This is a genomic window from Streptomyces sp. NBC_00299 (assembly GCF_036173045.1).
Taxonomy (GTDB): Bacteria; Actinomycetota; Actinomycetes; order Streptomycetales; family Streptomycetaceae; genus Streptomyces; species Streptomyces machairae.
The window spans coordinates 5,619,948-5,640,160 of sequence record NZ_CP108039.1 but is presented as its reverse complement, the minus strand read 5'-3'; the positions used below and the strand labels follow the sequence as shown (position 1 = coordinate 5,640,160).

Annotated in this window: 22 protein-coding genes and 1 tRNA gene; 14 read left to right on the top strand and 9 right to left on the bottom strand. The window is 71.3% G+C overall.

Going from position 1 to position 20,213, the window contains the following annotated elements; translation table 11 throughout:
- Positions 1 to 97: 97 nt before the first annotated feature.
- The 4 genes from OHT51_RS25180 (at position 98) to OHT51_RS25165 (ending at position 2,244) form a co-directional block, all read left to right on the top strand.
- A complete protein-coding gene (locus OHT51_RS25180) occupies positions 98 to 490 on the top strand; it encodes a hypothetical protein (RefSeq protein WP_328881191.1) in 393 nt (130 codons plus the stop codon).
- Positions 487 to 1,269, top strand: a complete 783-nt coding sequence (locus tag OHT51_RS25175; protein WP_328881190.1) for a transcriptional regulator — start codon at positions 487 to 489, stop codon at positions 1,267 to 1,269. The genes OHT51_RS25180 and OHT51_RS25175 overlap by 4 nt, the downstream gene beginning before the upstream one ends.
- An 88-nt stretch (positions 1,270 to 1,357) precedes the next feature.
- Entirely contained in the window at positions 1,358 to 1,855 is a 498-nt protein-coding gene (locus tag OHT51_RS25170) for a roadblock/LC7 domain-containing protein (RefSeq protein WP_328881189.1), read from the top strand.
- A 14-nt stretch (positions 1,856 to 1,869) separates the two neighbouring features.
- Positions 1,870 to 2,244, top strand: coding sequence for a hypothetical protein (locus OHT51_RS25165; RefSeq protein ID WP_328881188.1), 375 nt, complete (start codon positions 1,870 to 1,872; stop codon positions 2,242 to 2,244).
- Position 2,245: 1 nt separating this feature from the next.
- Here OHT51_RS25165 and OHT51_RS25160 read toward each other — a convergent pair whose 3' ends face one another.
- The 3 genes from OHT51_RS25160 to OHT51_RS25150 form a co-directional block, all read right to left on the bottom strand.
- The gene (locus OHT51_RS25160; protein ID WP_328881187.1) at positions 2,246 to 2,833 is read right to left on the bottom strand and encodes a hypothetical protein; all 588 of its coding nucleotides are present in this window, start codon (positions 2,831 to 2,833) and stop codon (positions 2,246 to 2,248) included.
- Positions 2,834 to 2,921: 88 nt separating this feature from the next.
- Positions 2,922 to 3,818, bottom strand: coding sequence for a MurR/RpiR family transcriptional regulator (locus OHT51_RS25155; RefSeq protein ID WP_328881186.1), 897 nt, complete (start codon positions 3,816 to 3,818; stop codon positions 2,922 to 2,924).
- Positions 3,815 to 5,332, bottom strand: a complete 1,518-nt coding sequence (locus OHT51_RS25150; RefSeq protein ID WP_328881185.1) for an aromatic amino acid ammonia-lyase — start codon at positions 5,330 to 5,332, stop codon at positions 3,815 to 3,817. The genes OHT51_RS25155 and OHT51_RS25150 overlap by 4 nt, the downstream gene beginning before the upstream one ends.
- Positions 5,333 to 5,473: 141 nt before the next feature.
- On the opposite strand from OHT51_RS25150, the gene OHT51_RS25145 reads away from it, so the two are divergent.
- The 5 genes from OHT51_RS25145 to OHT51_RS25125 all read left to right on the top strand — a co-directional run bounded on the left by OHT51_RS25145 (position 5,474) and on the right by OHT51_RS25125 (position 9,328).
- Positions 5,474 to 6,532 carry an ABC transporter ATP-binding protein gene (locus OHT51_RS25145; RefSeq protein ID WP_328881184.1) on the top strand — a complete coding sequence of 353 codons (1,059 nt, stop codon included), beginning with the start codon at positions 5,474 to 5,476 and terminating at the stop codon, positions 6,530 to 6,532.
- Positions 6,529 to 7,170, top strand: coding sequence for an ABC transporter permease (locus OHT51_RS25140; protein ID WP_328881183.1), 642 nt, complete (start codon positions 6,529 to 6,531; stop codon positions 7,168 to 7,170). Before OHT51_RS25145 ends, OHT51_RS25140 begins: the two co-directional genes overlap by 4 nt.
- A 1-nt stretch (position 7,171) precedes the next feature.
- The gene (locus tag OHT51_RS25135; RefSeq protein ID WP_328881182.1) at positions 7,172 to 7,834 is read left to right on the top strand and encodes an ABC transporter permease; all 663 of its coding nucleotides are present in this window, start codon (positions 7,172 to 7,174) and stop codon (positions 7,832 to 7,834) included.
- A 41-nt stretch (positions 7,835 to 7,875) separates the two neighbouring features.
- On the top strand, positions 7,876 to 8,808 hold the full coding sequence (locus tag OHT51_RS25130) for an ABC transporter substrate-binding protein (protein ID WP_328881181.1): 933 nt from the start codon (positions 7,876 to 7,878) through the stop codon (positions 8,806 to 8,808).
- Between the two features lie 91 nt (positions 8,809 to 8,899).
- Positions 8,900 to 9,328: a hypothetical protein gene (locus tag OHT51_RS25125; protein WP_328884422.1), complete on the top strand. Its 429-nt coding sequence runs from the start codon at positions 8,900 to 8,902 to the stop codon at positions 9,326 to 9,328.
- Positions 9,329 to 9,351: 23 nt separating this feature from the next.
- Here OHT51_RS25125 and OHT51_RS25120 read toward each other — a convergent pair whose 3' ends face one another.
- Positions 9,352 to 10,113, bottom strand: coding sequence for an SDR family oxidoreductase (locus OHT51_RS25120; protein WP_328881180.1), 762 nt, complete (start codon positions 10,111 to 10,113; stop codon positions 9,352 to 9,354).
- A 154-nt stretch (positions 10,114 to 10,267) separates the two neighbouring features.
- Between OHT51_RS25120 and OHT51_RS25115 the strand changes: the two genes are divergently transcribed.
- Positions 10,268 to 11,098, top strand: coding sequence for a helix-turn-helix transcriptional regulator (locus OHT51_RS25115; RefSeq protein ID WP_328881179.1), 831 nt, complete (start codon positions 10,268 to 10,270; stop codon positions 11,096 to 11,098).
- 360 nt (positions 11,099 to 11,458) lie between these two features.
- On the opposite strand, the gene OHT51_RS25110 is transcribed toward OHT51_RS25115, so the two are convergent.
- Positions 11,459 to 12,847, bottom strand: a complete 1,389-nt coding sequence (locus tag OHT51_RS25110; RefSeq protein ID WP_328881178.1) for a cystathionine beta-synthase — start codon at positions 12,845 to 12,847, stop codon at positions 11,459 to 11,461.
- Positions 12,848 to 13,006: 159 nt separating this feature from the next.
- Here OHT51_RS25110 and OHT51_RS25105 point away from each other — a divergent pair, with 159 nt between their 5' ends.
- The 3 genes from OHT51_RS25105 to OHT51_RS25095 all read left to right on the top strand — a co-directional run bounded on the left by OHT51_RS25105 (position 13,007) and on the right by OHT51_RS25095 (position 16,493).
- A complete protein-coding gene (locus OHT51_RS25105; RefSeq protein WP_328881177.1) occupies positions 13,007 to 14,041 on the top strand; it encodes an SGNH/GDSL hydrolase family protein in 1,035 nt (344 codons plus the stop codon).
- A gap of 153 nt (positions 14,042 to 14,194) precedes the next feature.
- Positions 14,195 to 15,415 (top strand): acetyl-CoA C-acetyltransferase, encoded by a 1,221-nt coding sequence (locus OHT51_RS25100; protein ID WP_328881176.1) that lies wholly within the window; start codon positions 14,195 to 14,197, stop codon positions 15,413 to 15,415.
- A gap of 295 nt (positions 15,416 to 15,710) precedes the next feature.
- Positions 15,711 to 16,493: a hypothetical protein gene (locus tag OHT51_RS25095; RefSeq protein ID WP_328884421.1), complete on the top strand. Its 783-nt coding sequence runs from the start codon at positions 15,711 to 15,713 to the stop codon at positions 16,491 to 16,493.
- 87 nt (positions 16,494 to 16,580) lie between these two features.
- Here OHT51_RS25095 and OHT51_RS25090 read toward each other — a convergent pair whose 3' ends face one another.
- On the bottom strand, positions 16,581 to 16,892 hold the full coding sequence (locus tag OHT51_RS25090) for a hypothetical protein (RefSeq protein WP_328881175.1): 312 nt from the start codon (positions 16,890 to 16,892) through the stop codon (positions 16,581 to 16,583).
- 94 nt (positions 16,893 to 16,986) lie between these two features.
- Here OHT51_RS25090 and OHT51_RS25085 point away from each other — a divergent pair, with 94 nt between their 5' ends.
- Positions 16,987 to 17,217: a DUF4287 domain-containing protein gene (locus OHT51_RS25085; RefSeq protein ID WP_030049879.1), complete on the top strand. Its 231-nt coding sequence runs from the start codon at positions 16,987 to 16,989 to the stop codon at positions 17,215 to 17,217.
- Between the two features lie 91 nt (positions 17,218 to 17,308).
- On the opposite strand, the gene OHT51_RS25080 is transcribed toward OHT51_RS25085, so the two are convergent.
- The 3 genes from OHT51_RS25080 to OHT51_RS25070 form a co-directional block, all read right to left on the bottom strand.
- Positions 17,309 to 18,202, bottom strand: a complete 894-nt coding sequence (locus OHT51_RS25080; protein ID WP_328881174.1) for a Bax inhibitor-1/YccA family protein — start codon at positions 18,200 to 18,202, stop codon at positions 17,309 to 17,311.
- A 214-nt stretch (positions 18,203 to 18,416) separates the two neighbouring features.
- Complete coding sequence (locus OHT51_RS25075; protein WP_328881173.1) at positions 18,417 to 19,592, bottom strand: 4-hydroxybenzoate 3-monooxygenase; 1,176 nt, start codon at positions 19,590 to 19,592, stop codon at positions 18,417 to 18,419.
- Between the two features lie 149 nt (positions 19,593 to 19,741).
- Positions 19,742 to 19,825, bottom strand: a tRNA-Leu gene (locus tag OHT51_RS25070).
- Between the last annotated feature and the right edge of the window lie 388 nt (positions 19,826 to 20,213).

Genomic DNA, 20,213 nt, shown 5'->3' with positions numbered 1-20,213 from the left:
TGTTCCACTGGAAAATGCCCGAACGCTCACTCGCCGCACACACGTTGCGTAGTTTGGCGGTCACTCAGCCGGACCCCGAGGCGGGAGGGGAGCGACGGTGCCCGGAATCGACGAGTGCTTGCTGGAGACGATGCGGCTGCCAGGTGCGCGTGGTGCTGCATTGATCGACTGGACGAGCGGGCTGGCCCTGGGCACGGTGGGCGATCCTCCGGGCGGCGACCACGAGACGGCGGCCGCCGAGGCGGCGGAGCTGGCACGGCTGGCCGCCGAGCAGCACGCCTTCGGGCCGGAGGACGGCTCCGACGCCACGGATCCGCCCGTCGAGGACGTGATCCTCAGCAACCGGGACAGCTATCACGTGCTCCGGTTCGTGCCGACGACGTTCGACAGCAGTGTGTTCCTGTACCTGTGGCTGGCCCGCGCGGACGGCAATCTCGCGCTGGCCCGCATCCGGCTCGGCGAGATGGCCGAGCGGCTGGTGCTGAGATGACCGTGGTCACACCACCACCGCAGCTGCCGGTACGGGACCGGCAGACGGCGCACCAGCGGGCCGGCGGGGTCTCCCCGATGCTGACACGCCTCGCCGACGAGCGGGCCACCGGCGTCCTGGACCGCGAGCACGGCACGCTCCACCTCGCCGAGGGCCGGGTGGTGCACGCCGAGAGCCCGCTCGCTCCCGGTCTCGACGAGCTCCTCACGGCCCACGGCATCCTCGGCGCCGAGGCCTGGCGGGACGCCGAGGACAGCGCCGACGAGGGACGGCTGCTGCGGCACGGGGTCACGCCGGGGGCGCTGGAGCTGGCGCAGGTGAGCGCGCTGTACGACGCGGCGTACTTCGCGCTCGCGCCGAGCAGCACACCCGGCCGCTTCCGCTACGGCACCGCGCACTGGCTCGCCTCCGTGCATCCCGTGCCGGTCGTCGCCGTGGAGCGCGAGACGCTGCGCCGCCGGGCCCTGCTGCTGCGCCTCTGGCCCGACCCGACGACGGACAGCGCGCCCCTGATCCGGGCCGACCCGGTCGCGGCGCCCGCGGTGCCGCCCCGGCAGGCCGCCGTACTCGCCCGGGTGGACGGCGTACGGCGGGCCACGGACATCGCGCGGGAGCTGGGCCGGCCGGCGTTCCACACGCTGGTGCACATACGGCGGCTGGCCGCGGCGGGGCTCGTGGCCCCACAGCCGCCGCCCGCCGTCGAAGACCCCCCGTCCGACACAGCCGATCCCTACGTCGCGCTGCTGAAGAGGGTCAGGGATGCGCTGGAGGCCCTTTGACCGCAAACCCTTCGAGGACCGCGAGCCGCCCGGGCCGCCCGAGCCGCGGCGCCCGCCGCAGCGGTCCCGCGCCGAGAGGAGACACCTGATGGCGGCCGAGGCCCCGATACTCGACGAATTCCGCCGGCTCAGAGCCCGCGTGCCCCAGCTGACCGGAGCACTCGCGGCCGGTGTGGACGGCCTCGTCCTCGCCCACGACACCCCCGGCGTCGAACCGGACGGCCTCGCCGCCCTCACCGCCGCCGCGCTCGGCGTCGCGGTGCGGGTCACGGACGCGACCGGCCGGGGCGACTTCCGCGAACTGCTCATGCGCGGCACGGAGGGCTATGTGGCGACGTACGCCGCGGGCCGTACCGCCGTGCTGACGCTGCTCGCCCAGGACGGCGTCAACGTCGGCCGGCTGCACCTGGAGGGCCGCCGCGCGGGGGCCCGTATCGGGGAGCTCGTCGACGCGGAGGCGGCACCTGTGCGCCGCAGCCCTGCCAAGAGCGCCGCCAAGGAGCCCGCCAAACCCATGCCCACCCGCACCAGAACCGCGCGCGCCGCACGCACCGATGCCAACGCGCCTACCACTACTGAAGGTTGAGAGGAACACACGTCATGGCCAACACCGAGACCACGCTGAAGGAATGCCTCGCTTCGATCGAGGGCGCGACCGGGGTCGCGCTCGTCGACTACACCAGCGGCATGGCGCTGGGCACGCTCGGCGGCAGCAAGACCTTCGACCTCAATGTCGCCGCCGCCGGCAACACCGACGTCGTCCGCGCCAAGATGCGCACGATGGAGCACCTCGGGCTGAAGGGCGGCATCGAGGACATCCTGATCACCCTCAGCGACCAGTACCACCTGATCCGGCTGATCGCCGGGCGCGGGGGCAACGGTCTCTTCCTGTACCTGGTCCTCGACGCCAAGCGCGCCAACCTGGCCATGGCCAGGCACCAGTTGCGGAAGATCGAGGAGGACCTGGAGGTCTGACCTACACGAGCGCCGCGGTGCGGCGGCGGGCTCCCCCGGGGGCCGCGTCGCCCGTGGCGACACCCGTGGTGCGGTAGCCCTTCACGGCCTTGCCCGCGGGGCTGCCGCCACGGCCGTCGAGCCAGTCGACCCGCACCCACAGCAGGGCGTTCTCGGCCCGCTCCAGCCGTCCGAGCCACGCGGCCTTGAGCCGGAGCCCCGCCCCGCACCCCGCCAGCAGCATCCCGCCGGCCGCCGGCACCGCGAACGCGCTGCCCAGCGCGGCGAGGAAGGCCGGCAGCAGCCACCAGCGGTGGCCCCGGCGCCAGTTGCGCGCGGCCACCGCACGGTCCTGGAGCACATCGTGCTTTCCGGCGCGGGCCGCCGAGCGGGCCAGGGCCGTGTACCGCTTGCGGCGTACGCAGGCGACCACGGCCGCCGCGACGATGAACAGCGCGGCGCCGGCCAGGACGCCGATCCTGCGCCCCGTGAGGCCCGGCACCAGCGCCCCGATGCCCGCCGCGAACACCCCGAGCCACCACAACGGCACCGCCCCGGCCCGTACGACGACGGCCACCCGAGCCAGCCCCTGCCCTCCACCGCGTGCCACGTCCGCCTCCTGTCTCAGCACTGTCCAGCCGCTGTGCGCGCACGCTAGCCAGCCAACGTGAGACGAGCCTTAAGAAGCTCTCAGGAACTCACTCGACGAACAGCCCCCGGGCCGCCGCCCGTGCGTCGAACTCCTCCAGCCGCGCCTGCGCGTCCGGCAGGTCGTCGGCCATCGCCTCCAGCAGGACCCGGCCCAGCAGCATCGGCGCGCAGGCCGTGTCGAAGGCGAGGCCCGTGCCGACGGCGGCGGGCAGCAGCAGGTCGGAGACCTTGGCGACCGGCGCGAAGGCGGAGTCCGCCACCGTCACGATGGTCAGCCCGGCCTCCTTGGCGTACGCCAGGGTGTCCACGACCTCGCGCGGATGCCGGGGCAGCGCGAAGCAGAGCAGGGTGCTCGCGCCGGCCTGTACGGCGGCGTCGATCCGGTCGTGGATCATCGTGCCGCCCTCGTGCAGCAGCCGTACGTCCGGGTGGACCTTGGCGGCGAAGTAGGCGAAGCCGTACGCCTGGGAGGCCGCCGCCCGCAGGCCGAGCACCGGCAGGGGACGGGAGGCCGCGAGCAGGCGTCCGGCCTTCTGCACCGGGCGCGGGTCGGCGAGCACTTCCGCGAGGTGCCGCAGGTTCTCGATCTCGGCCTCGACGGCCTGCTGGTACTCGTTGTACGAGCCCGCGTCCGCCGCCGGTTCCACGGGCGCGACCTCGCGCAGGTGCCTGCGCAGGGCGGGGTAACCGTCGAAGCCGAGGGCGACGGCGAAGCGGGTCACGGACGGCTGGCTGACCCCGGCCAGCTCGGCCAGCTCCACGCTGGACAGGAACGGCACGTCGGCGGCCCGCCGCACCATGCTGTGCGCGATGCGCCGCTGGGTCGGAGTGAGCCGGTGCCCCTCGAAGAGCGCCTGGAGACGCGCGGCGGGGCTGTCGGCCCCGTGGGGCGCGCCATGGGACACCCCGTGTGGCGTTCCGCTCGTGGTCCTGTCCGCGCTCATGCGGCGCTCCCCCTCCAGATGTCCGTGAACCGGTCCAGCAGTGCTGCCGCCGCCGTCACGTCGTCGGTGAGCGGACGGTCGGCCAGGTCGTCGTCGAGCACCGACTCGGCCAGCTCCAGCGCCCGGCTCACGCCGAGCTCCGGTTCGGGCCTGAGGCCGCGCAGCCGCAACGCCCGTACGGCGGCGACGAGTTCACAGCCGACGACGAGACGGTACGCGTCGCATGCGCGCAGTGTCTGCCGCGCGGCGAGCGAGGCGAAGCTGGCCTGCTCCTCCACGCCCCGGGAGAGTACAGCGTGGCCGAGCGAGGCGGGGGCCGAGAACGCGCGCAGGTCGCCGAGGGCGGCACCGGCGGCGTACTCCAGGATCATCACGCCGGACGAGGCGGGCTCGTGGTCGGCGAGGAAGGGCTTCAGGCGGGTGTAGGCGGGCTCGTTGAGGGTCGACAGGCGGGACGTCGACAGCCGGGCCACCTGGGTCAGCGCCAGCCTGAAGTGGTCCAGGGAGAGGGCGAGTTGGGCCTGGTAGAAGCCGCCGTGGTGGTAGGCGGCCATGTCCTCGGGGGAGATGAGGGGGTTCTCGGCAGCGGCGTTGATCTCGACCGCGAGCACCTGCTCCAGGGCGTCGGCCGCGTCGTGGGCGGGGCCGTGGATCTGGGGCAGGCAGCGGAAGCCGTAGGGGTCCTGGAGCCTGCCCAGCGGAGGGGTGGGCCGGTCCTCGGCGCCGATGAACGCACGCATCTCGCGGGCGACTTCGGAGCTGCCCCGGTGCGGGCGTGCGGTGTGCACGGGAGCGGCGTACGCCTCATGGGAGCCGTCGACGGCGAGCAGCGACAGGGCGGCGACGACCTGGGTGGCGGCGACGAGCCCGCGCAGTTCGTGCAGGGCGAGGGCCGCCTGACCGAGGGTGAGGGCGTTGCTGCTGATGAAGGCGAGGGCGTCGTTGTTGTCGAGCGGCTGCGCCTCGGGGGCGCCGGCGCCCCGCCACGGATGTTCGCCGGCCAGCGCGAGGCCGGTCTGTGCCAGCGCCGCGAGGTCGCCGGTGCCGACCGAGCCGAACTCGTTCACGACCGGGTGGGCGCCGCTCCCCAGCGCCGCGCACATGGCCGTGATGACGGTGGGCCTGAGACCCGCGCCACCGGCCAGCAATTGGTTGGCGCGCACGGCGAGCATGGCCCGCACCTCCCGGGCGGGCAGCTCCGCACCGATGGCGCCGGCATGGCTGCGCAGCAGGCGCAGGCCGTGCTCGGCGGCGGCCTCGGTGGGCACGTCCTCGTTCCGGTTGGCGCCCACGCCGGTGGAACGGCCGTAGACCCGCCCGGTCGCGGCGATCAGGCGGGCGGCGTCCCAGGACTCCTCGGCCCGCTTCATCGCGTCGGTCGCGGCGACCGGCCGCGCGGCCCCGTCGGCGAGACGGACGACGTCCTCGACGCCGAGCCCGATCCCGTCGAGGACGACCAGGGCGGTGTGCCCGGACGTCACAGCACTCGGCGCGTCCACGATCCGAGACGACATAAAGCCCAAGCTCCCCTCAATCCGGACATCGGGTCTTGCCTGTCGGCCATCCGTTACTTCGGATTTACACCAACCCGTTGACAACCTATTCAGCTACCAAGAACTCTGCATGACGTTATACAGCCGGGCAAGGGACAACTCATGATCCAGTTCGACGCGGTCCACAAGCGCTTCCCCAACGGCACGACAGCAGTCCACGATCTCTCCCTGGAGATGCCGGAGGGCGGCGTGACCGTCCTGGTCGGATCCTCCGGTTGCGGCAAGACGACCACCCTGCGGATGATCAACCGGATGGTGGAGCCGACCTCCGGCACCATCCGGGTCGGGGGCAAGGACGTCACCCGGCAGGACGCCGCCGAGCTGCGCCGCTCCATCGGGTACGTCATCCAGCAGGCGGGCCTGTTCCCGCACCGCACGGTGCTCGACAACGTCGCCACCGTGCCCCTGCTGCTGGGCCACGGCCGCAGGAAGGCCCGGGCCCGCGCGGCCGAGCTGCTGGAGACCGTGGGCCTCACCCCCGACACCGGCAAGCGCTACCCGCACCAGCTCTCCGGCGGCCAGCAGCAGCGCGTCGGCGTGGCCCGCGCGCTCGCCGCCGACCCGCCCGTGCTGCTGATGGACGAGCCGTTCGGCGCGGTCGACCCGGTGGTCCGCACCCAGCTCCAGGACGAACTTCTGCGCCTGCAGAAGGAGTTGAGCAAGACCATCGTCTTCGTCACGCACGACATCGACGAGGCCGTACGCCTCGGCGACCAGATCGCGATCTTCCGCACCGGCGGCCACCTCGTCCAGTGCGCCTCCCCCGCCGAGCTCCTGGCCCGCCCGGCCGACGACTTCGTGGCGGACTTCCTCGGCGCCGAGCGCGGCCTGAAGCTGCTGTCGCTGCGGACCCTCGCGGACGTCCCGCAGGGCCCGGCGCCGGAGGGCGGCGCCTGGAGCCTCGTACGCGACGAGGCCGGCAAGCCGCTGCACTGGCGTTCCACGGACGGCGCCGAGATCCCGGTGCGGCCGCTCAAGGACTCCGACTCCCTCCTCGCGGCCCTCGACGAGTCCATCGCCTCCCCCACCGGCCTGATATCCCGCGTCGACGCCGACGGCGTCCTCACCGGCGTCTCGTCCCGCGAGGACATCCACGAGCACGCCGGCCAGGCGCACACCGAGGCCCGCGCCCACTCCTCGGAGACCGAGGTGGCCGCATGACCGTCGACTGGTCGTGGATAGGCGACCACACCGACGACCTCACCACCCTCACCGTCTCCCACCTCCAGGCCGCGCTCAGCGCCGTCCTGCTCGGCGTACTGATCTCGTTGCCCCTCGCGGTGATCGCCCACCGGATCCGCCCCCTGCGCGGCTTCCTGCTGGGCCTGTCGAACGTGCTGTTCACGATCCCGTCGATCGCGATCTTCGTCCTGCTGCTCCCGGTCTCCGGCCTCACCCGCACCACGACCGTGATCGGCCTGACGATCTACACCCTGGTCGTCCTGCTCCGGAACACGGTCGAGGGCCTCGACTCGGTGCCCGTGAAGGTCAAGGAGGCCTCGAAGGCGATGGGCACGCGCCCCCTGCGCACGCTCCTGACCGTCGAGTTCCCGCTCGCGCTCCCCGTGATCATGGCCGGCGTGCGGATCGCGACGGTCATGTCCATCTCCCTGGTCTCGGTCGCGACCTACATCGGCGACGGCGGCCTCGGCCAGCTCTTCACCGACGGCTTCCAGCGCAACTTCCCCACCCCGGTGATCGTCGGAGTGGTCCTGACCCTCCTGCTGGCCGTGGTCGCGGACGCGGCCCTGGTCGCGCTGCAGTACGTCCTGACCCCATGGCAGAGGCGGCGAGCCTGACATGTTCGAACTCTTCAAGAACCTCGGCGACTGGCTGGTCGGCGGCGAGCAGTGGGCCGGCTCGGACGGCATCGCGCACCGCCTCGCCGAGCACCTCCAGTACTCGCTGCTCGCCACGCTCATCGCGGCGGCGATCGGCCTCCCCCTCGGCCTGCTGATCGGCCACACCGGCAAGGGCGCCTTCGTCGCGATCAACCTCGCGTCCTTCGGCCGCGCGCTGCCGACCGTCGGCCTGGTCGTCCTGGTCTTCCTGGCCGGCGGACTGTCCATGCTCCCGGTCTACGTCGCCCTGGTCGCCCTCGCGGTCCCGGCGATCGTCACCAACACCTACGCGGGCATGACGGCGGTCGACCCGGACGTGAAGGACGCGGCACGCGGCCAGGGCATGCGCGCCCACCAGGTCCTCCTCCAGGTGGAACTCCCGCTCGCCCTGCCCCTGATCATGACCGGCCTGCGCCTGGCCCTGATCCAGGTCGTGGCCACGGCGACCATCGCCGCGTACGTCTCCTTCGGCGGCCTGGGCCGCTACGTCTTCGACGGCCTCGCCCAGCGCGACCTCGTGCAGGTGCTCGGCGGCGCGGTGCTGGTCGCCGTGGTCGCCGTCGCCCTGGACCTGCTGCTCTCCGGCCTCCAGCGCTTCCTCTTCCGCCACCGCACTGCCTAGGGACCCCCTCGATGAACCGACGCTCGACGAACGGACGCGCGATGAACCGACGCACCCTCCTCGGCGGCCTCTTCGCAGCGGCCTCCGTCCCCGCCCTCGCCGCCTGCTCCAGCGGCATCACGTCCCTCGAAGGCCAGGGCTCGGCCGGCTCCGGCGGCGGCTCCAGCAAGGGCGGCCTCACGATCGGCACCGCCAACTTCACCGAGAACCAGGTGCTCGGCTACCTGTACGCGGCCGTCCTGGAGGCGGCCGGCGTGAAGGTCACCGTCCGCCCCAACCTCGGCACCCGCGAGATCCTGATCCCCGCCCTCAAGGGCGGCGACATCGACCTGCTCCCCGAGTACCAGGGCGCCCTGCTGCACTACGTCTCCCCCAAGGCGACGGCCACGGAGGAGGGCGAGATGCAGAACGCCCTCACGATCGCCCTCCCCAGCGGCCTCCAGGTGCTGCCGTACGGCCTGGCCGAGGACTCGGACGCCTTCGCCGTCACCCGGGAGACGGCCGAGAAGTACGGCCTGACCTCCCTCGCCGACCTGAAGAAGCAGAACGGCAAGCTGGTGATCGGCGCGGCGCCCGAGGTGAAGAAGCGGGAGGTCGGTGCCGTGGGCCTCAAGGACGTCTACGGGGTGGTGTTCAAGGAGTTCAAGTCCCTCGACTCCTCCGGTCCGCTCGTCAAGGGCGCCCTGAAGAAGGGCGATGTGGACGTGGCCAACCTCTTCACCACGGACACCGACATCCAGGCCAACGACTGGGTGGTCCTGACCGACCCCAAGAACCTCATCCCCGGCCAGCACGTCGTCCCCCTCATAGCCGACCGCAAGGCCGACGCCACGGTCCGCAAGGCCCTCGCCCGCCTCGGCAACACCCTGACGACCGCCCAGCTCACGGAGCTGAACCGGCTGGTCGACAAGGACAAGAAGGACCCGGAGGACGTGGCGGACGAGTACGCCACGGAGCACGGGCTGGCGAAGTGACGGCGCACTGCCGTACACCCCCACCCGAACAGGGGGGCTAACCCCAGTGCGGCCCCCGCCGCCGCTGCCTACCGTGTACCGCATGACCGGAATGGACGCGCGGGACACCGAGCTCAAGAAGGAACTCAACGCCACCCTGCAGGCCCGCAGGGAGCTGGGCGACGAGTACGAGTCCGCGCTGGTCGACTCATTCATGGAGAAGGTCGACCAGCGCATCGACGGGGCGGTCGAGCGCCGCATGCGGCGCCAGATGGCCGAGCAGCAGATGGTGGCGGCCCGGGGCTCGCGGTCGCCGCGGCCGACGGACTCCTTCGGCGAGCGCTTCGGCTTCGGCATCGTCTCGCTGGTCCTGGCGATCCCGCTGTCCGGGATCGGCGCGGGCGTCGCCGACCTGCCCGGCCTGCTGGTGACCTGGGTCGGCATCGTCGGGGTCAATGTCGTCCAGGCGGCCCGCACCAACCCCGGCCTCTTCCAGGGCTGGCGCCGCAAGGCGAAGGACCAGGACCGCTGGGAGGACTGACCCTCCGCACCGGCCCGTGAGGTTCACGCCTGCCGGGTAGGCATGGCCATGATCTGCCGCAGGTTCACATGCCGGGGGCGGCTCGCGGCGTAGGCCACCACATCGGCGAGCTCCGCCGCCGACAGCGTGCCCATCGCCTCCACCATGCCGTCGACCTGCGCCGAGATCTCGTCGTTGTCGGTGTGCAGCCGCAGCTCGCTCTCGACGAACCCCGGCTCGATGTTGGTGACCCGTACGTCACGCGGGCCGAACTCGGTGCGCAGGCACTGGGAGAGGTGGGTGATCGCGGCCTTCGTCGCCCCGTACACCGCGTAGTTCGGGAAGGCGAGGTGCGCGCCGACGGACGAGATGTTCACCAGGTCGGCGGTGCGGCCCTCGGCGGCCGTCGCCACCAGGTCGCCGGTGAACGCCCTGACGACGCGCAGCACCCCGGTCACATTGGTGTCGATCATCCGCTGCCACTCGTCGAGCCGTCCCGCCTCGACGGGGTTGCCCAGCATGACGCCGGCGTTGTTGACGACGAGGTCCACGGCCCCGTACGCCTCGTGGATCCGCTCCGCGGCGGCGGACACGGACGCGTCGTCGGTGACGTCGGCGACGACGCCCAGCGCCGTGCCCCCGCCCGCGGTGATCTTCGCGGCGAGCTCGTCCAGCCGTTGCCCGCGCCGGGCCAGCAGCGCGACCCGCGCCCCCTGCTCGGCGAGCAGCACGGCGACGGCCTCGCCGATCCCGCTCGCCGCGCCGGTCACGACGGCGGTACGGCCGGTCAGGTTCTCGTACGACATGGGATTCCTCCAGGTGAGGGAGCCGCCGGGGTGTCCCTGCGGCTTGCGGACACCACTCACCCTCCGCCGCCGCGCCCGCCCTACCCAGGGCTGCGTTGTTCCTGTGTCTGGCAGTACCAGGCTCACGGCCCGCCGTGCGTCTACGCTCGAACCCATGGACGGGGACCTGGGAGACTTCCTGCGCTCACGCCGCGGCCGCATCCAGCCGGAGGAGGTGGGGCTGCCCTCGTACGGGCGGCGCCGCGTTCCGGGTCTGCGCCGCGAGGAGGTGGCGCAGCTGGCCGGAGTGAGCGTCGACTACTACGTCCGCCTAGAACAGGGCCGGGGGCAGAGCGTCTCGGACGCCGTCCTGGACGCGATCGCGCGGGTCCTGCGGCTGGACGAGACGGAGCACGCCTACCTGCGTACGGTGGCCCGGCCCCGCGGCCGGGGTATCCGCCGCCCGGACACGGCTCGTGTCCGCCCGGGCGTCCAGACCCTGCTGGACAGCATGGACCGCACGCCCGCCTTCGTCATCGGCCCCCGCATGGACGTCCTCGCCTGGAACGCCCTGGCCGATGCGGTGAGCGACTACGGCCGTACGGCTCCCGCCGACCGCAACATTCCCCGGCACGTCTTCCTCGACCCCGCCTCCCGGGCCCGCTACCCGGAGTGGCCCGCGATCGCCGCGCAGGCGGTCGCCCACCTCCGGCTGAACGCCGGCCACCGCCCGGACGACGGCGAGCTGCGTGCGCTCGTCGGCGAACTGTCCGACAGGAGCGAGGACTTCCGCCGACTGTGGGCGGACCACCAGGTCGAGCCCTGCATGTCCGGCACGAAACGCATCCACCACCCGCTCGTGGGCCTGCTGACCCTCCCGTACGAGACGATGACCATCCAGACGGAACCGGACCAGACGATGGTGGTCTACACACCGCAGCCGCGCTCGGAGACGGCGGAGAGGCTTGCGCTGCTCGGGAGTTGGGCCGCGGCGGAGGCGCGCTGAGACAGCAGCCGACGACCTCGACCGACCGTCGGACAGAGCTATGCGCGGGGACCGCCGCACCCCCGTTTCCGGGGGGCGGGACGACGGCGGTCCCCGCGAGGGACGTTGACCGGGTCAGGGCCGGGTCTCACGTCCGGGCGTCCATGGAGGTCCGGGAGCCGCTCCGGAGGTCCTTGGACGTTCGGCGCCGGCTCGGGCGGGGAGCCGCTCCCGCCCTGCCGACACCCACTAATGTGCCCGACCCGTGTTAAGCGGGTGCTGCGTGGACGTGACGCGCTCGTACCAGTTCCGCGACGGCGCGAGCGGCGCCGGTCACCGCAAGTTCGCCGCGGACACGGGCCGTTCACCGCAGGTTTGCCGCTACTTCCCGCCCTTGGCGAGGAAGGCCAGCAGGTCCTGACGGCTGATCACACCGGTCGGCTTGCCCTCGACGAGGACGATCGCCGCGTCGGCCGAGCCCAGCACGGACATCAGATCTGCGACCGGCTCGCCGGAGCCGACCTGCGGCAGCGGGGCCGACATGTGCTTTTCCAGCGGGTCCACCAGCGAGGCCCGCTTGGCGAACAGGGCGTCGAGCAGCTCGCGTTCGACGACGGACCCGACGACCTCCGCGGCCATGACGTCGGGGTGGCCGGCGCCCGGCTTCACGATCGGCATCTGCGAGACGCCGTACTCGCGCAGCACCTCGATGGCCTCACCGACCGTCTCGTCCGGGTGCATGTGGACGAGGGACGGGATGGCGCCGTGCTCCTTGTCGTTGAGGACGTCGGCGACGCGGGCGCTCGGGCCGGTGTCCTCGAGGAAGCCGTAGTCGGCCATCCACTCGTCGTTGAAGATCTTGGAGAGGTAGCCGCGGCCGCTGTCCGGCAGCAGCACGACCACCACGTCGTCCGGCCCGAGCCGCTCGGCGACCCGCAGCGCGGCCACGACGGCCATGCCGCACGAACCGCCCACCAGCAGGCCCTCCTCCTTGGCCAGCCGCCGGGTCATCTGGAAGGAGTCCTTGTCGGACACGGGGACGATCTCGTCGGCGACGGTCCGGTCGTACGCCGTCGGCCAGAAGTCCTCACCGACGCCCTCGACGAGATACGGCCGGCCGGACCCGCCGGAGTACACGGAGCCCTCGGGGTCGGCGCCGACGACCTGCACCTTGCCGTCGCTGGCGTCCTTGAGGTAGCGGCCCGTACCGGAGATGGTGCCGCCCGTCCCCACACCCGTCACGAAGTGGGTGATCTTCCCCTCCGTCTGCTCCCACAGCTCGGGGCCGGTGGAGTGGTAGTGGGAGAGCGGGTTGTTGGGGTTGGAGTACTGGTCCGGCTTCCAGGCGCCCGGCGTCTCACGGACCAGCCGGTCGGAGACGTTGTAGTACGAGTCCGGGTGCTCGGGGTCGACGGCGGTGGGGCAGACGACCACCTCGGCGCCGTAGGCCCGCAGCACGTTGATCTTGTCGGTGCTGACCTTGTCGGGGCACACGAAGATGCACTTGTACCCCTTCTGCTGCGCCACGATGGCGAGGCCGACACCGGTGTTGCCGCTGGTCGGCTCGACGATCGTGCCGCCGGGCTTGAGCGCGCCGCTCTCCTCCGCGGCCTCGATCATCCGCAGGGCGATGCGGTCCTTCACGGATCCGCCCGGGTTGAAGTACTCCACCTTGGCCAGGACGGTGGCCCGGATGCCCTTGGTCACGTTGTTGAGCCTCACCAGCGGGGTGTTGCCGACGAGACTGATCATCGAGTCGTGGAAATGCACCGTTGTCTCCGGATGCTGCAAAAGAAATGGTCTTAGTGGTTCCGCCAGCCTATGGCCTGCACGGGGCCCATGACGGTCGTTCACTCCTCGTTGGGATTGGGCCACGGTCCGTGCGGGGCAATCAGTTGATGTACGGCTACGAGGAGGTGGCGGCGACGCATGACGAGCATGTCGAGGGCGAGGGTGGCACGGCGGATCGCGGCGGGCGCCGCGTACGGCGGAGGCGGCATCGGTCTGGCGGGGGCGGCGGCCGTCGGTCTGGTCCTCGCCGAGGTGCGGATGGCCCGGCGCCACGTGGGCAACGGCACGAGCAACCACGTACCGAACGCCGACGGCCGCTACGGCCGGTTGTACGCCACCCCGGGCGAACCGCTTCTGCGCCTGACGATCCTGGGTGACTCCACGGCGGCCGGACAGGGCGTGCACCGGGCGGGACAGACACCGGGGGCGCTGCTGGCGTCGGGGCTTGCGGCGGTGGCGGAACGCCAGGTGGTGCTGCGCAACGTGGCTCTGCCGGGCGCCCGCTCGGACGACCTGGACCGCCAGGTGGCCCTGGTGCTCGCCGATCCGGCCCTGGTGCCCGACATCTGCGTGATCATGGTGGGCGCGAACGACGTCACGAACCGCATGCCGGCCACGCGCTCGGTGCGCCACCTGTCCACTGCGGTACGGCGCCTGCGCACGGCCGGCGCGGAGGTCGTGGTGGGCACCTGCCCCGACCTCGGCACGATCGAACCGGTCCAGCAGCCGCTGCGCTGGCTCGCCAGACGGGCCTCACGCCAGCTGGCGGCCGCCCAGACGATCGGTGTCGTCGAACAGGGCGGCCGCACGGTGTCGCTGGGCGACCTGCTGGGCCCGGAGTTCGCGGCGAACCCGCGCGAGCTCTTCGGCCCCGACAACTACCACCCCTCGGCGGAGGGCTACGCCACGGCGGCGATGGCCGTCCTGCCGACGCTCTGCGCTGCCCTGGGCCTGTGGCCGGCGGAGGAGGAGCGCCCCGACGTCACCCGCCGCGAGGGCTTCCTCCCGGTGGCCCGTGCGGCGGCCGAGGCCGCGTCGGAGGCGGGCACGGAAGTCACGGCAGCCATGCCGACCGGCCCGAAGGGCCCCTGGGCCCTGCTCAAGCGCCGCCGCCGCCGGCGGGTACAGGAGGCCGAGCCGACGTCCACGCCACCGAGCCCGTCCGGCGTTTGAGGACGGGCCCGTCGCGACGCGCCCCGAAGGCCCAAGCAAGCGCTTAGAAAGCTGCGGTAAAGGTCACATGCCCATTCCCGTGACCCGATGGGTACGTACGGGTAACTTCCCTCACAGCCCTGCCCGACCCCCGGTTATGTCAATGGAGCCGTGATGCCCGAAGCCGTGATCGTCTCGACCGCCCGCTCCCCCATCGGCCGCGCCTTCAAGGGCTCCCTCAAAGACCTGCGCCCGGACGACCTCACCGCCACGATCATCCAGGCGGCGCTGGCCAAGGTCCCCGAGCTGGACCCGCGCGACATCGACGACCTGATGCTCGGCTGCGGCCTCCCCGGCGGCGAGCAGGGCAACAACCTCGGCCGCATCGTCGCCGTGCAGATGGGCATGGACCACCTCCCGGGCTGCACCGTCACCCGGTACTGCTCCTCGTCCCTGCAGACCTCCCGCATGGCCCTGCACGCCATCAAGGCCGGCGAGGGCGACGTCTTCATCTCGGCCGGCGTGGAGACCGTCTCCCGGTTCGCCAAGGGCAACTCCGACAGCCTCCCCGACACGCACAACCCCTTCTTCGCCGAGGCCGAGGCCCGCACCGCCGAGGTCGCCCAGCAGGAGGGCACGACCTGGCACGACCCGCGCGAGGACGGGCTCGTCCCGGACGCGTACATCGCCATGGGCCAGACCGCCGAGAACCTCGCCCGGATGAAGGGCATCACCCGCCAGGAACTGGACGAGTTCGGCGTCCGCTCGCAGAACCTCGCCGAGGAAGCCATCAAGAACGGCTTCTGGGAGCGCGAGATCACCCCGGTGACCCTCCCCGACGGCACCGTCGTCAGCAAGGACGACGGCCCCCGCGCCGGCGTCACCGTGGAGGGCGTGGCGGGCCTCAAGCCGGTCTTCCGCCCCGACGGCCTCGTCACCGCCGGCAACTGCTGCCCCCTCAACGACGGCGCCGCCGCGCTCGTGATCATGTCCGACACCAAGGCCCGCGAGCTCGGCCTCACCCCGCTCGCCCGCATCGTCTCCACCGGCGTGTCCGGCCTGTCCCCCGAGATCATGGGCCTCGGCCCGGTGGAGGCCTCCCAGCAGGCCCTGCGCCGCGCCGGTCTCGGCATCGACGACATCGACCTGGTCGAGATCAACGAGGCGTTCGCCGCCCAGGTGATCCCCTCCTACCGCGACCTGGGCATCGACATCGACAAGCTGAACGTCAACGGCGGCGCCATCGCCGTCGGCCACCCCTTCGGCATGACCGGCGCCCGCATCACCACCACGCTCATCAACTCCCTCCAGCACCACGACAAGCAGTTCGGTCTGGAGACGATGTGCGTCGGCGGCGGCCAGGGCATGGCGATGGTCATCGAGCGCCTGAGCTGAAACCGGCCATTTCGAGCCCCTGGGTAGTCAACTCACGACCCAGTGTGAGCCTTCGGCCCAGAACCCGGGAAACCCCGCGGTTCTGGGCCGTTTTGTGATCCAATCTCCCCCAGGATGTGACCTATCTCCCTCGACAGAGGGATTTACGCAGGTCAGAGCCGTTCACCAGTAAACATCAGGCCCAAAGTCCTGTCCGTTTGGTGACGTTACGCACTGACAGCTGGATAGTCCGCCCTTCAAGCTGATGTAGGAAGTCGGGGGTCGACTTTGAACCGGGAGTACGTCAGTGAGCGCCATGCCGATCGCCTTGCTGCTCACCACGGCCGCCACCGGCGCCGTGGGCGTCGCCGTCCTGCGCACCCTCATGGTGCTGCGCCGGCAGGTCGCGGCCCTGCACACCGAGCTGGCTCGGACCAACGCGGGCTCGGCCCGGGGTCTCGTCCCGCCGGCCCGCCTCTCCGCGGACGCCGATGAGATACGCGCCGCGGTGGCCGAGGCACTCGCCGAGGAGCGCGAGCGGGAGCTGGCCGAGGCGCGGGCCTTCTGGGCCGCCCAGGAGTCCCGTGACGCCGGTGACGCGCCCACGCTGCTGGGCCTGTCCGACAGTGAGCTGTTCCTGCCCCGCCAGGCCGATTTCGCGGGCCTGGAGCACCTGGAGCCGGTGACCGAGTCGACCGCGGACGCCGACGAGTTCGCCGGGGAGTCCCCCGAACTGGCCGCGGCCCGTCGCCGGCACCCCTCTCACCCGGACTTCGTCCCGGTCTCCTCACCGGCCGTGAACGATCACGAGCGCACGGTGGCCACCCTTGAGGACCTCGCCGCCTCCGCCACCGAACTGACCGACGTCCGCCCGGGCCCGCTGGGCACCCTCGACGTCTACGTCTTCGCGGACGGCACGACCCTGTGCATGACCCCGGGCCACCGCGAGACGGCGGAACGCCTCGCGACGGCCCTGCGCGCGGGCGAGACGCCGGTACTGCTGGGCGGTTCGGGAGTCTCGGGCGCGTACACGCTGACGTTCGCGTGCGGCGAGGAGAACGTGTACATCCTGGCCGACCGGGTCATAGCGTCCCTCTGACCTGGTGACGCGGGAGGTGGAGCGTCCCTTCAGGGGCGCGGCGAACTGCGCGACCAGCCACACACGGCCGTCAGTCGCCCATGACGCTCAGACCCCCGCCCTCTTCTGCGCCTCCTCCACCAGCCGCACCGCGTCCTCGACCTCACCCTCGTTCGTGAGTACGACTGCCAAGTCGTGAACAGCGACGGTGATTTGGTCGGCAGCGGCGAACATCCCGGCGTCGGGCATGACCCGGGGCTCCACCTCGGGCGCTTCCAGAACCTGGGCCCGACGTGCCAACTCCCTGGCCAGCGCCAGCGCCTCCGCGGCCGCGCTTCTCTGCAACCGGCTCTGCGGCGCCGCCCGCAACCGGTCGGCGAAGTGATCTACGGCTCGGGTCAGACGCGTCGTATCAACCACGCCGTGAGCGTACGCGACTGTTGCCAACGGGCGAACGCTCAGGCACGGTGACCTGAAGGACCGGCTTACATCCCTTTTGCGTCCGGAGGCGCCGATGTCCCACGTCCTCTCCGAGGAGACCCACCGCAACATGCTCGCCCGCATCCCCCACTGCACCGGTCGTGAAGTCTCCGACTGGCTCCGCACGGTAGAAGAAGGCCCGGCCCTCGTCCGCTTCGAGGAGAAGGTCAGCTGGCTTCGCCACGAATACGACCTCGCGTACGGCCACGCGAAGGCGATCGTCCACGAGTACGACCTGAGGAGGGCGGCGCGCAAATTCCTCTAGGCGCGCACACACGACGAAGGGCCCCGGAACCACGCGGCGGTAGCCGCATGATGTGAGCGCCCGGGGCCCTTTGCTGCAAAGCCGTCGCAGACTAGTCGCTGCTGTTGAGGATCGAGATGAGCCTCAGGAACTCCATGTAGATCCACACCAGCGTCAGCGTGAGGCCGAAGGCGGCGAGCCAGGCCTCCTCGCGCGGCGCGCCGTAGGCGAGGCCGTCCTCGACCTGCTTGAAGTCCAGGGCGAGGAAGCAGGCGCCGAGCAGGATGCCGACGATGCCGAAGACGATGCCGAGCGGGCCGCTGCGGAAGCCGAGGCCGTCACCGCCGCCGAAGACGGCGAACAGCAGGTTGACCGCCATGAGCAGGATGAAGCCGAGCGCGGCCGCCATCACGAAGCCGACGAAGCGCCGGTTGACGCGGATCCAGCCCGCCTTGTACGCGACCAGCACGGCGGCGAACACCGCCATCGTGCCGATCACCGCCTGCATGGCCGCACCGCTGGCGATGCGGTTGTCGACGACGCTGGAGACGACGCCGAGGAACACACCCTCGAGCGCGGCGTAGGACAGGATCAGCGCGGGCGAGGCCTTGCGCTTGAAGGACTGGACGAGCGCCAGCACCATGCCGATCAGACCGGCGACGATGGCGATGCCGTACGACCGGCTGATGTTCGCGTCGTCGACCGGCAGCAGGGCCCAGGCAAGGGCCGCCGTGACGATCAGGGTGCCGAGCGTGGTGCCCGTGCGCAGGATGACGTCGTCCATCGTCATCCGGCCGGTGGTGGCCGGGGCCTGCGGCGGTGCGCCGTGCTGAAGGTCCGTCTGGGCGTAAGGGTTCTGCGCGTACGGGTTGCCGGCCGGCTGGGCATACGGGTTGCCCTGCGTGCCTACTGCGGCGCCCCCGGCCTGCGGCGCGGTGTTGAAGCCCGCGTAGCCGTTGTCGCGGCTGAACCCCCGTCGCGAGAAGACCGGGTTGCTGCTCCTCATTTCACTCCTCCATGGCCACCGTGCGTGGCCTTGGCTCAAGAGTAATAGGTTGGCAAAGGATCGACCCTAATACCTGCGGAGGATCTTTCCCTCTTCGTGCTGCGCAACACGGTACGCGGCTGGGTGATTCCCGGCCATGGACGGGATCATTCATGACCAACCTGGGACGTGGCCGGAACCCGTCGGAGATCACTCCCCCGGCCCGCACCGGCGCTCACCCGAACGGAAAGCCCGTGTACCCCTCGGCCAGGTCCGTCTCGGCGGCCCGCGACGACGCGATCCGCTCCAGCCGGGCCAGCTGGAGCCGGTCCTCGAACGGCGTTGCGCCGGGGGTCCGGTGCAGCAGCGTCGTCATGTCGTACGAGAACCGCTCGGCCTGCCAGACACGGCGCAGACAGGTCTCGGAGTAGGCGTCGAGCAGTTCCGCCGAGCCCTTTTCCCGCTGATACGTCAGTGCGCGCGCGAAGGTGACGACGTCCCCGACGGCCAGATTCAGCCCCTTCGCGCCCGTGGGCGGCACGATGTGTGCCGCGTCACCGGCCAGGAACAGGCGGCCGTATCGCATGGGTTCGTGGACGTAGGAGCGCATGGGGGTGACGGACTTCTGGGTGATCGGGCCGCGCCGGAGCCGCCAGTCGTCGTCCGTCTCGAAGCGGCGTTCCAGCTCCGCCCAGATCTCGTCGTCACCCCAGTGCTCGGCGTCGGTGCCGTCCGCCACCTGGAGGTAGAGGCGGGAGACCGACGGGGAGCGCATGGAGAGCAGGGCGAAGCCTCGGTCGTGGCGGGCGTAGACCAGTTCGTCGTGGGAGGGCGGTACGTCGGCGAGGATGCCGAGCCAGCCGAAGGGGTACGTCCGCTCGAAGACCCGGGTCAGCTCGGCGGGGATCGCCTTGCGGGACACACCCCAGAAGCCGTCGCAGCCGACGAGGTAGTCGCACTCCAGGACGTCCTCGCGCCCCTCGTGCCGGTAGCGCACGCGCGGGGTGTCGGTGTCCGCGCCCTCCACCGCGAGCGCCTCCGCCTCGAACAGCAGCGGGCCGCCCTCCTTCAGTTGGAGGGTGATGAGGTCCTTGCAGACCTCGGTCTGGGCGTAGACCATCACCGACCGGCCACCGGTGAGCGCGGGGAAGTCGACGCGGTGGCGCTTCCCGGCGAACCGCAGCTCGATGCCGTCGTGCCCGAGGCCCTCGCGGTCCATGCGCTCTCCGGCGCCGGCCGCGCGCAGCACGTCCACCGTGCCCTGCTCCAGGATTCCGGCGCGCTGGCGGTGTTCGACATAGGCGCGGTCGCGGCTCTCCAGGACGACCGAGTCGATGCCGGCGTTGTGGAGCAGACGGGCGAGGAGGAGGCCGGCCGGGCCCGCTCCGATGATGCCGACGGTGGTGCGCATCGGTCGCCTTCCCTTCGCTGTTCGCTAGGTGAAGTTTTATTCACCATTTCCTGACGCGAGTCTCCGACCGCACCCGCCCGCTGTCAACGGTTCGGTGAAGTCTTGAAGGGAGCTTGCAGGAAGCTCGGAGGGAAGGAGAACGTCGGAAGTGCCCAGAGCCGGACTTGAACCGGCACGCCCGCGAAGGGGCAGCGAGGTTTAAGCTCGCCGTGTCTGCATTCCACCATCTGGGCAGGCCATGGGCTCCGCATCGAGGTTCCGAGCCTATCGGGATACATCCCCCGAACAGCGGACGGGCGGACCGATGTTGTCTTATTTTATTGACGTCTGAGGGTGCATCAGCCCACGGAACACGCCATCCGCACTTGCCAATAGCCTTACGTGCGCCAGTCGACGGCGCATACGGAATGACGGAATTTCACCGTCCGAACGAGGACGCTCCACCTGTTCTTGACACGAGCGGCCGTCAGGGGTCCTCGTCATCCTCAGGTATGACGCGGCGGGGTCCGGTCCATCCGCAGTCTGCCTTCGGAACCGGAACAGCGACTGACTACACGGCGCGATTCGGCCGGGAGGATGGACGACGTCCCCTCGTACACACCGTCGTCCCTCAGGAGTGCC

Coding starts and splice junctions, on each gene's coding strand:
- OHT51_RS25175 (WP_328881190.1), top strand. CDS start 487: ATGACCGTGGTCACACCACCACCGCAGCTGCCGGTACGGGACCGGCAG.
- OHT51_RS25170 (WP_328881189.1), top strand. CDS start 1,358: ATGGCGGCCGAGGCCCCGATACTCGACGAATTCCGCCGGCTCAGAGCC.
- OHT51_RS25165 (WP_328881188.1), top strand. CDS start 1,870: ATGGCCAACACCGAGACCACGCTGAAGGAATGCCTCGCTTCGATCGAG.
- OHT51_RS25155 (WP_328881186.1), bottom strand. CDS start 3,818: ATGAGCGCGGACAGGACCACGAGCGGAACGCCACACGGGGTGTCCCAT.
- OHT51_RS25150 (WP_328881185.1), bottom strand. CDS start 5,332: ATGTCGTCTCGGATCGTGGACGCGCCGAGTGCTGTGACGTCCGGGCAC.
- OHT51_RS25145 (WP_328881184.1), top strand. CDS start 5,474: ATGATCCAGTTCGACGCGGTCCACAAGCGCTTCCCCAACGGCACGACA.
- OHT51_RS25140 (WP_328881183.1), top strand. CDS start 6,529: ATGACCGTCGACTGGTCGTGGATAGGCGACCACACCGACGACCTCACC.
- OHT51_RS25135 (WP_328881182.1), top strand. CDS start 7,172: ATGTTCGAACTCTTCAAGAACCTCGGCGACTGGCTGGTCGGCGGCGAG.
- OHT51_RS25130 (WP_328881181.1), top strand. CDS start 7,876: ATGAACCGACGCACCCTCCTCGGCGGCCTCTTCGCAGCGGCCTCCGTC.
- OHT51_RS25125 (WP_328884422.1), top strand. CDS start 8,900: ATGGACGCGCGGGACACCGAGCTCAAGAAGGAACTCAACGCCACCCTG.
- OHT51_RS25120 (WP_328881180.1), bottom strand. CDS start 10,113: ATGTCGTACGAGAACCTGACCGGCCGTACCGCCGTCGTGACCGGCGCG.
- OHT51_RS25115 (WP_328881179.1), top strand. CDS start 10,268: ATGGACGGGGACCTGGGAGACTTCCTGCGCTCACGCCGCGGCCGCATC.
- OHT51_RS25105 (WP_328881177.1), top strand. CDS start 13,007: ATGACGAGCATGTCGAGGGCGAGGGTGGCACGGCGGATCGCGGCGGGC.
- OHT51_RS25100 (WP_328881176.1), top strand. CDS start 14,195: ATGCCCGAAGCCGTGATCGTCTCGACCGCCCGCTCCCCCATCGGCCGC.
- OHT51_RS25095 (WP_328884421.1), top strand. CDS start 15,711: ATGCCGATCGCCTTGCTGCTCACCACGGCCGCCACCGGCGCCGTGGGC.
- OHT51_RS25085 (WP_030049879.1), top strand. CDS start 16,987: ATGTCCCACGTCCTCTCCGAGGAGACCCACCGCAACATGCTCGCCCGC.
- OHT51_RS25080 (WP_328881174.1), bottom strand. CDS start 18,202: ATGAGGAGCAGCAACCCGGTCTTCTCGCGACGGGGGTTCAGCCGCGAC.
- OHT51_RS25075 (WP_328881173.1), bottom strand. CDS start 19,592: ATGCGCACCACCGTCGGCATCATCGGAGCGGGCCCGGCCGGCCTCCTC.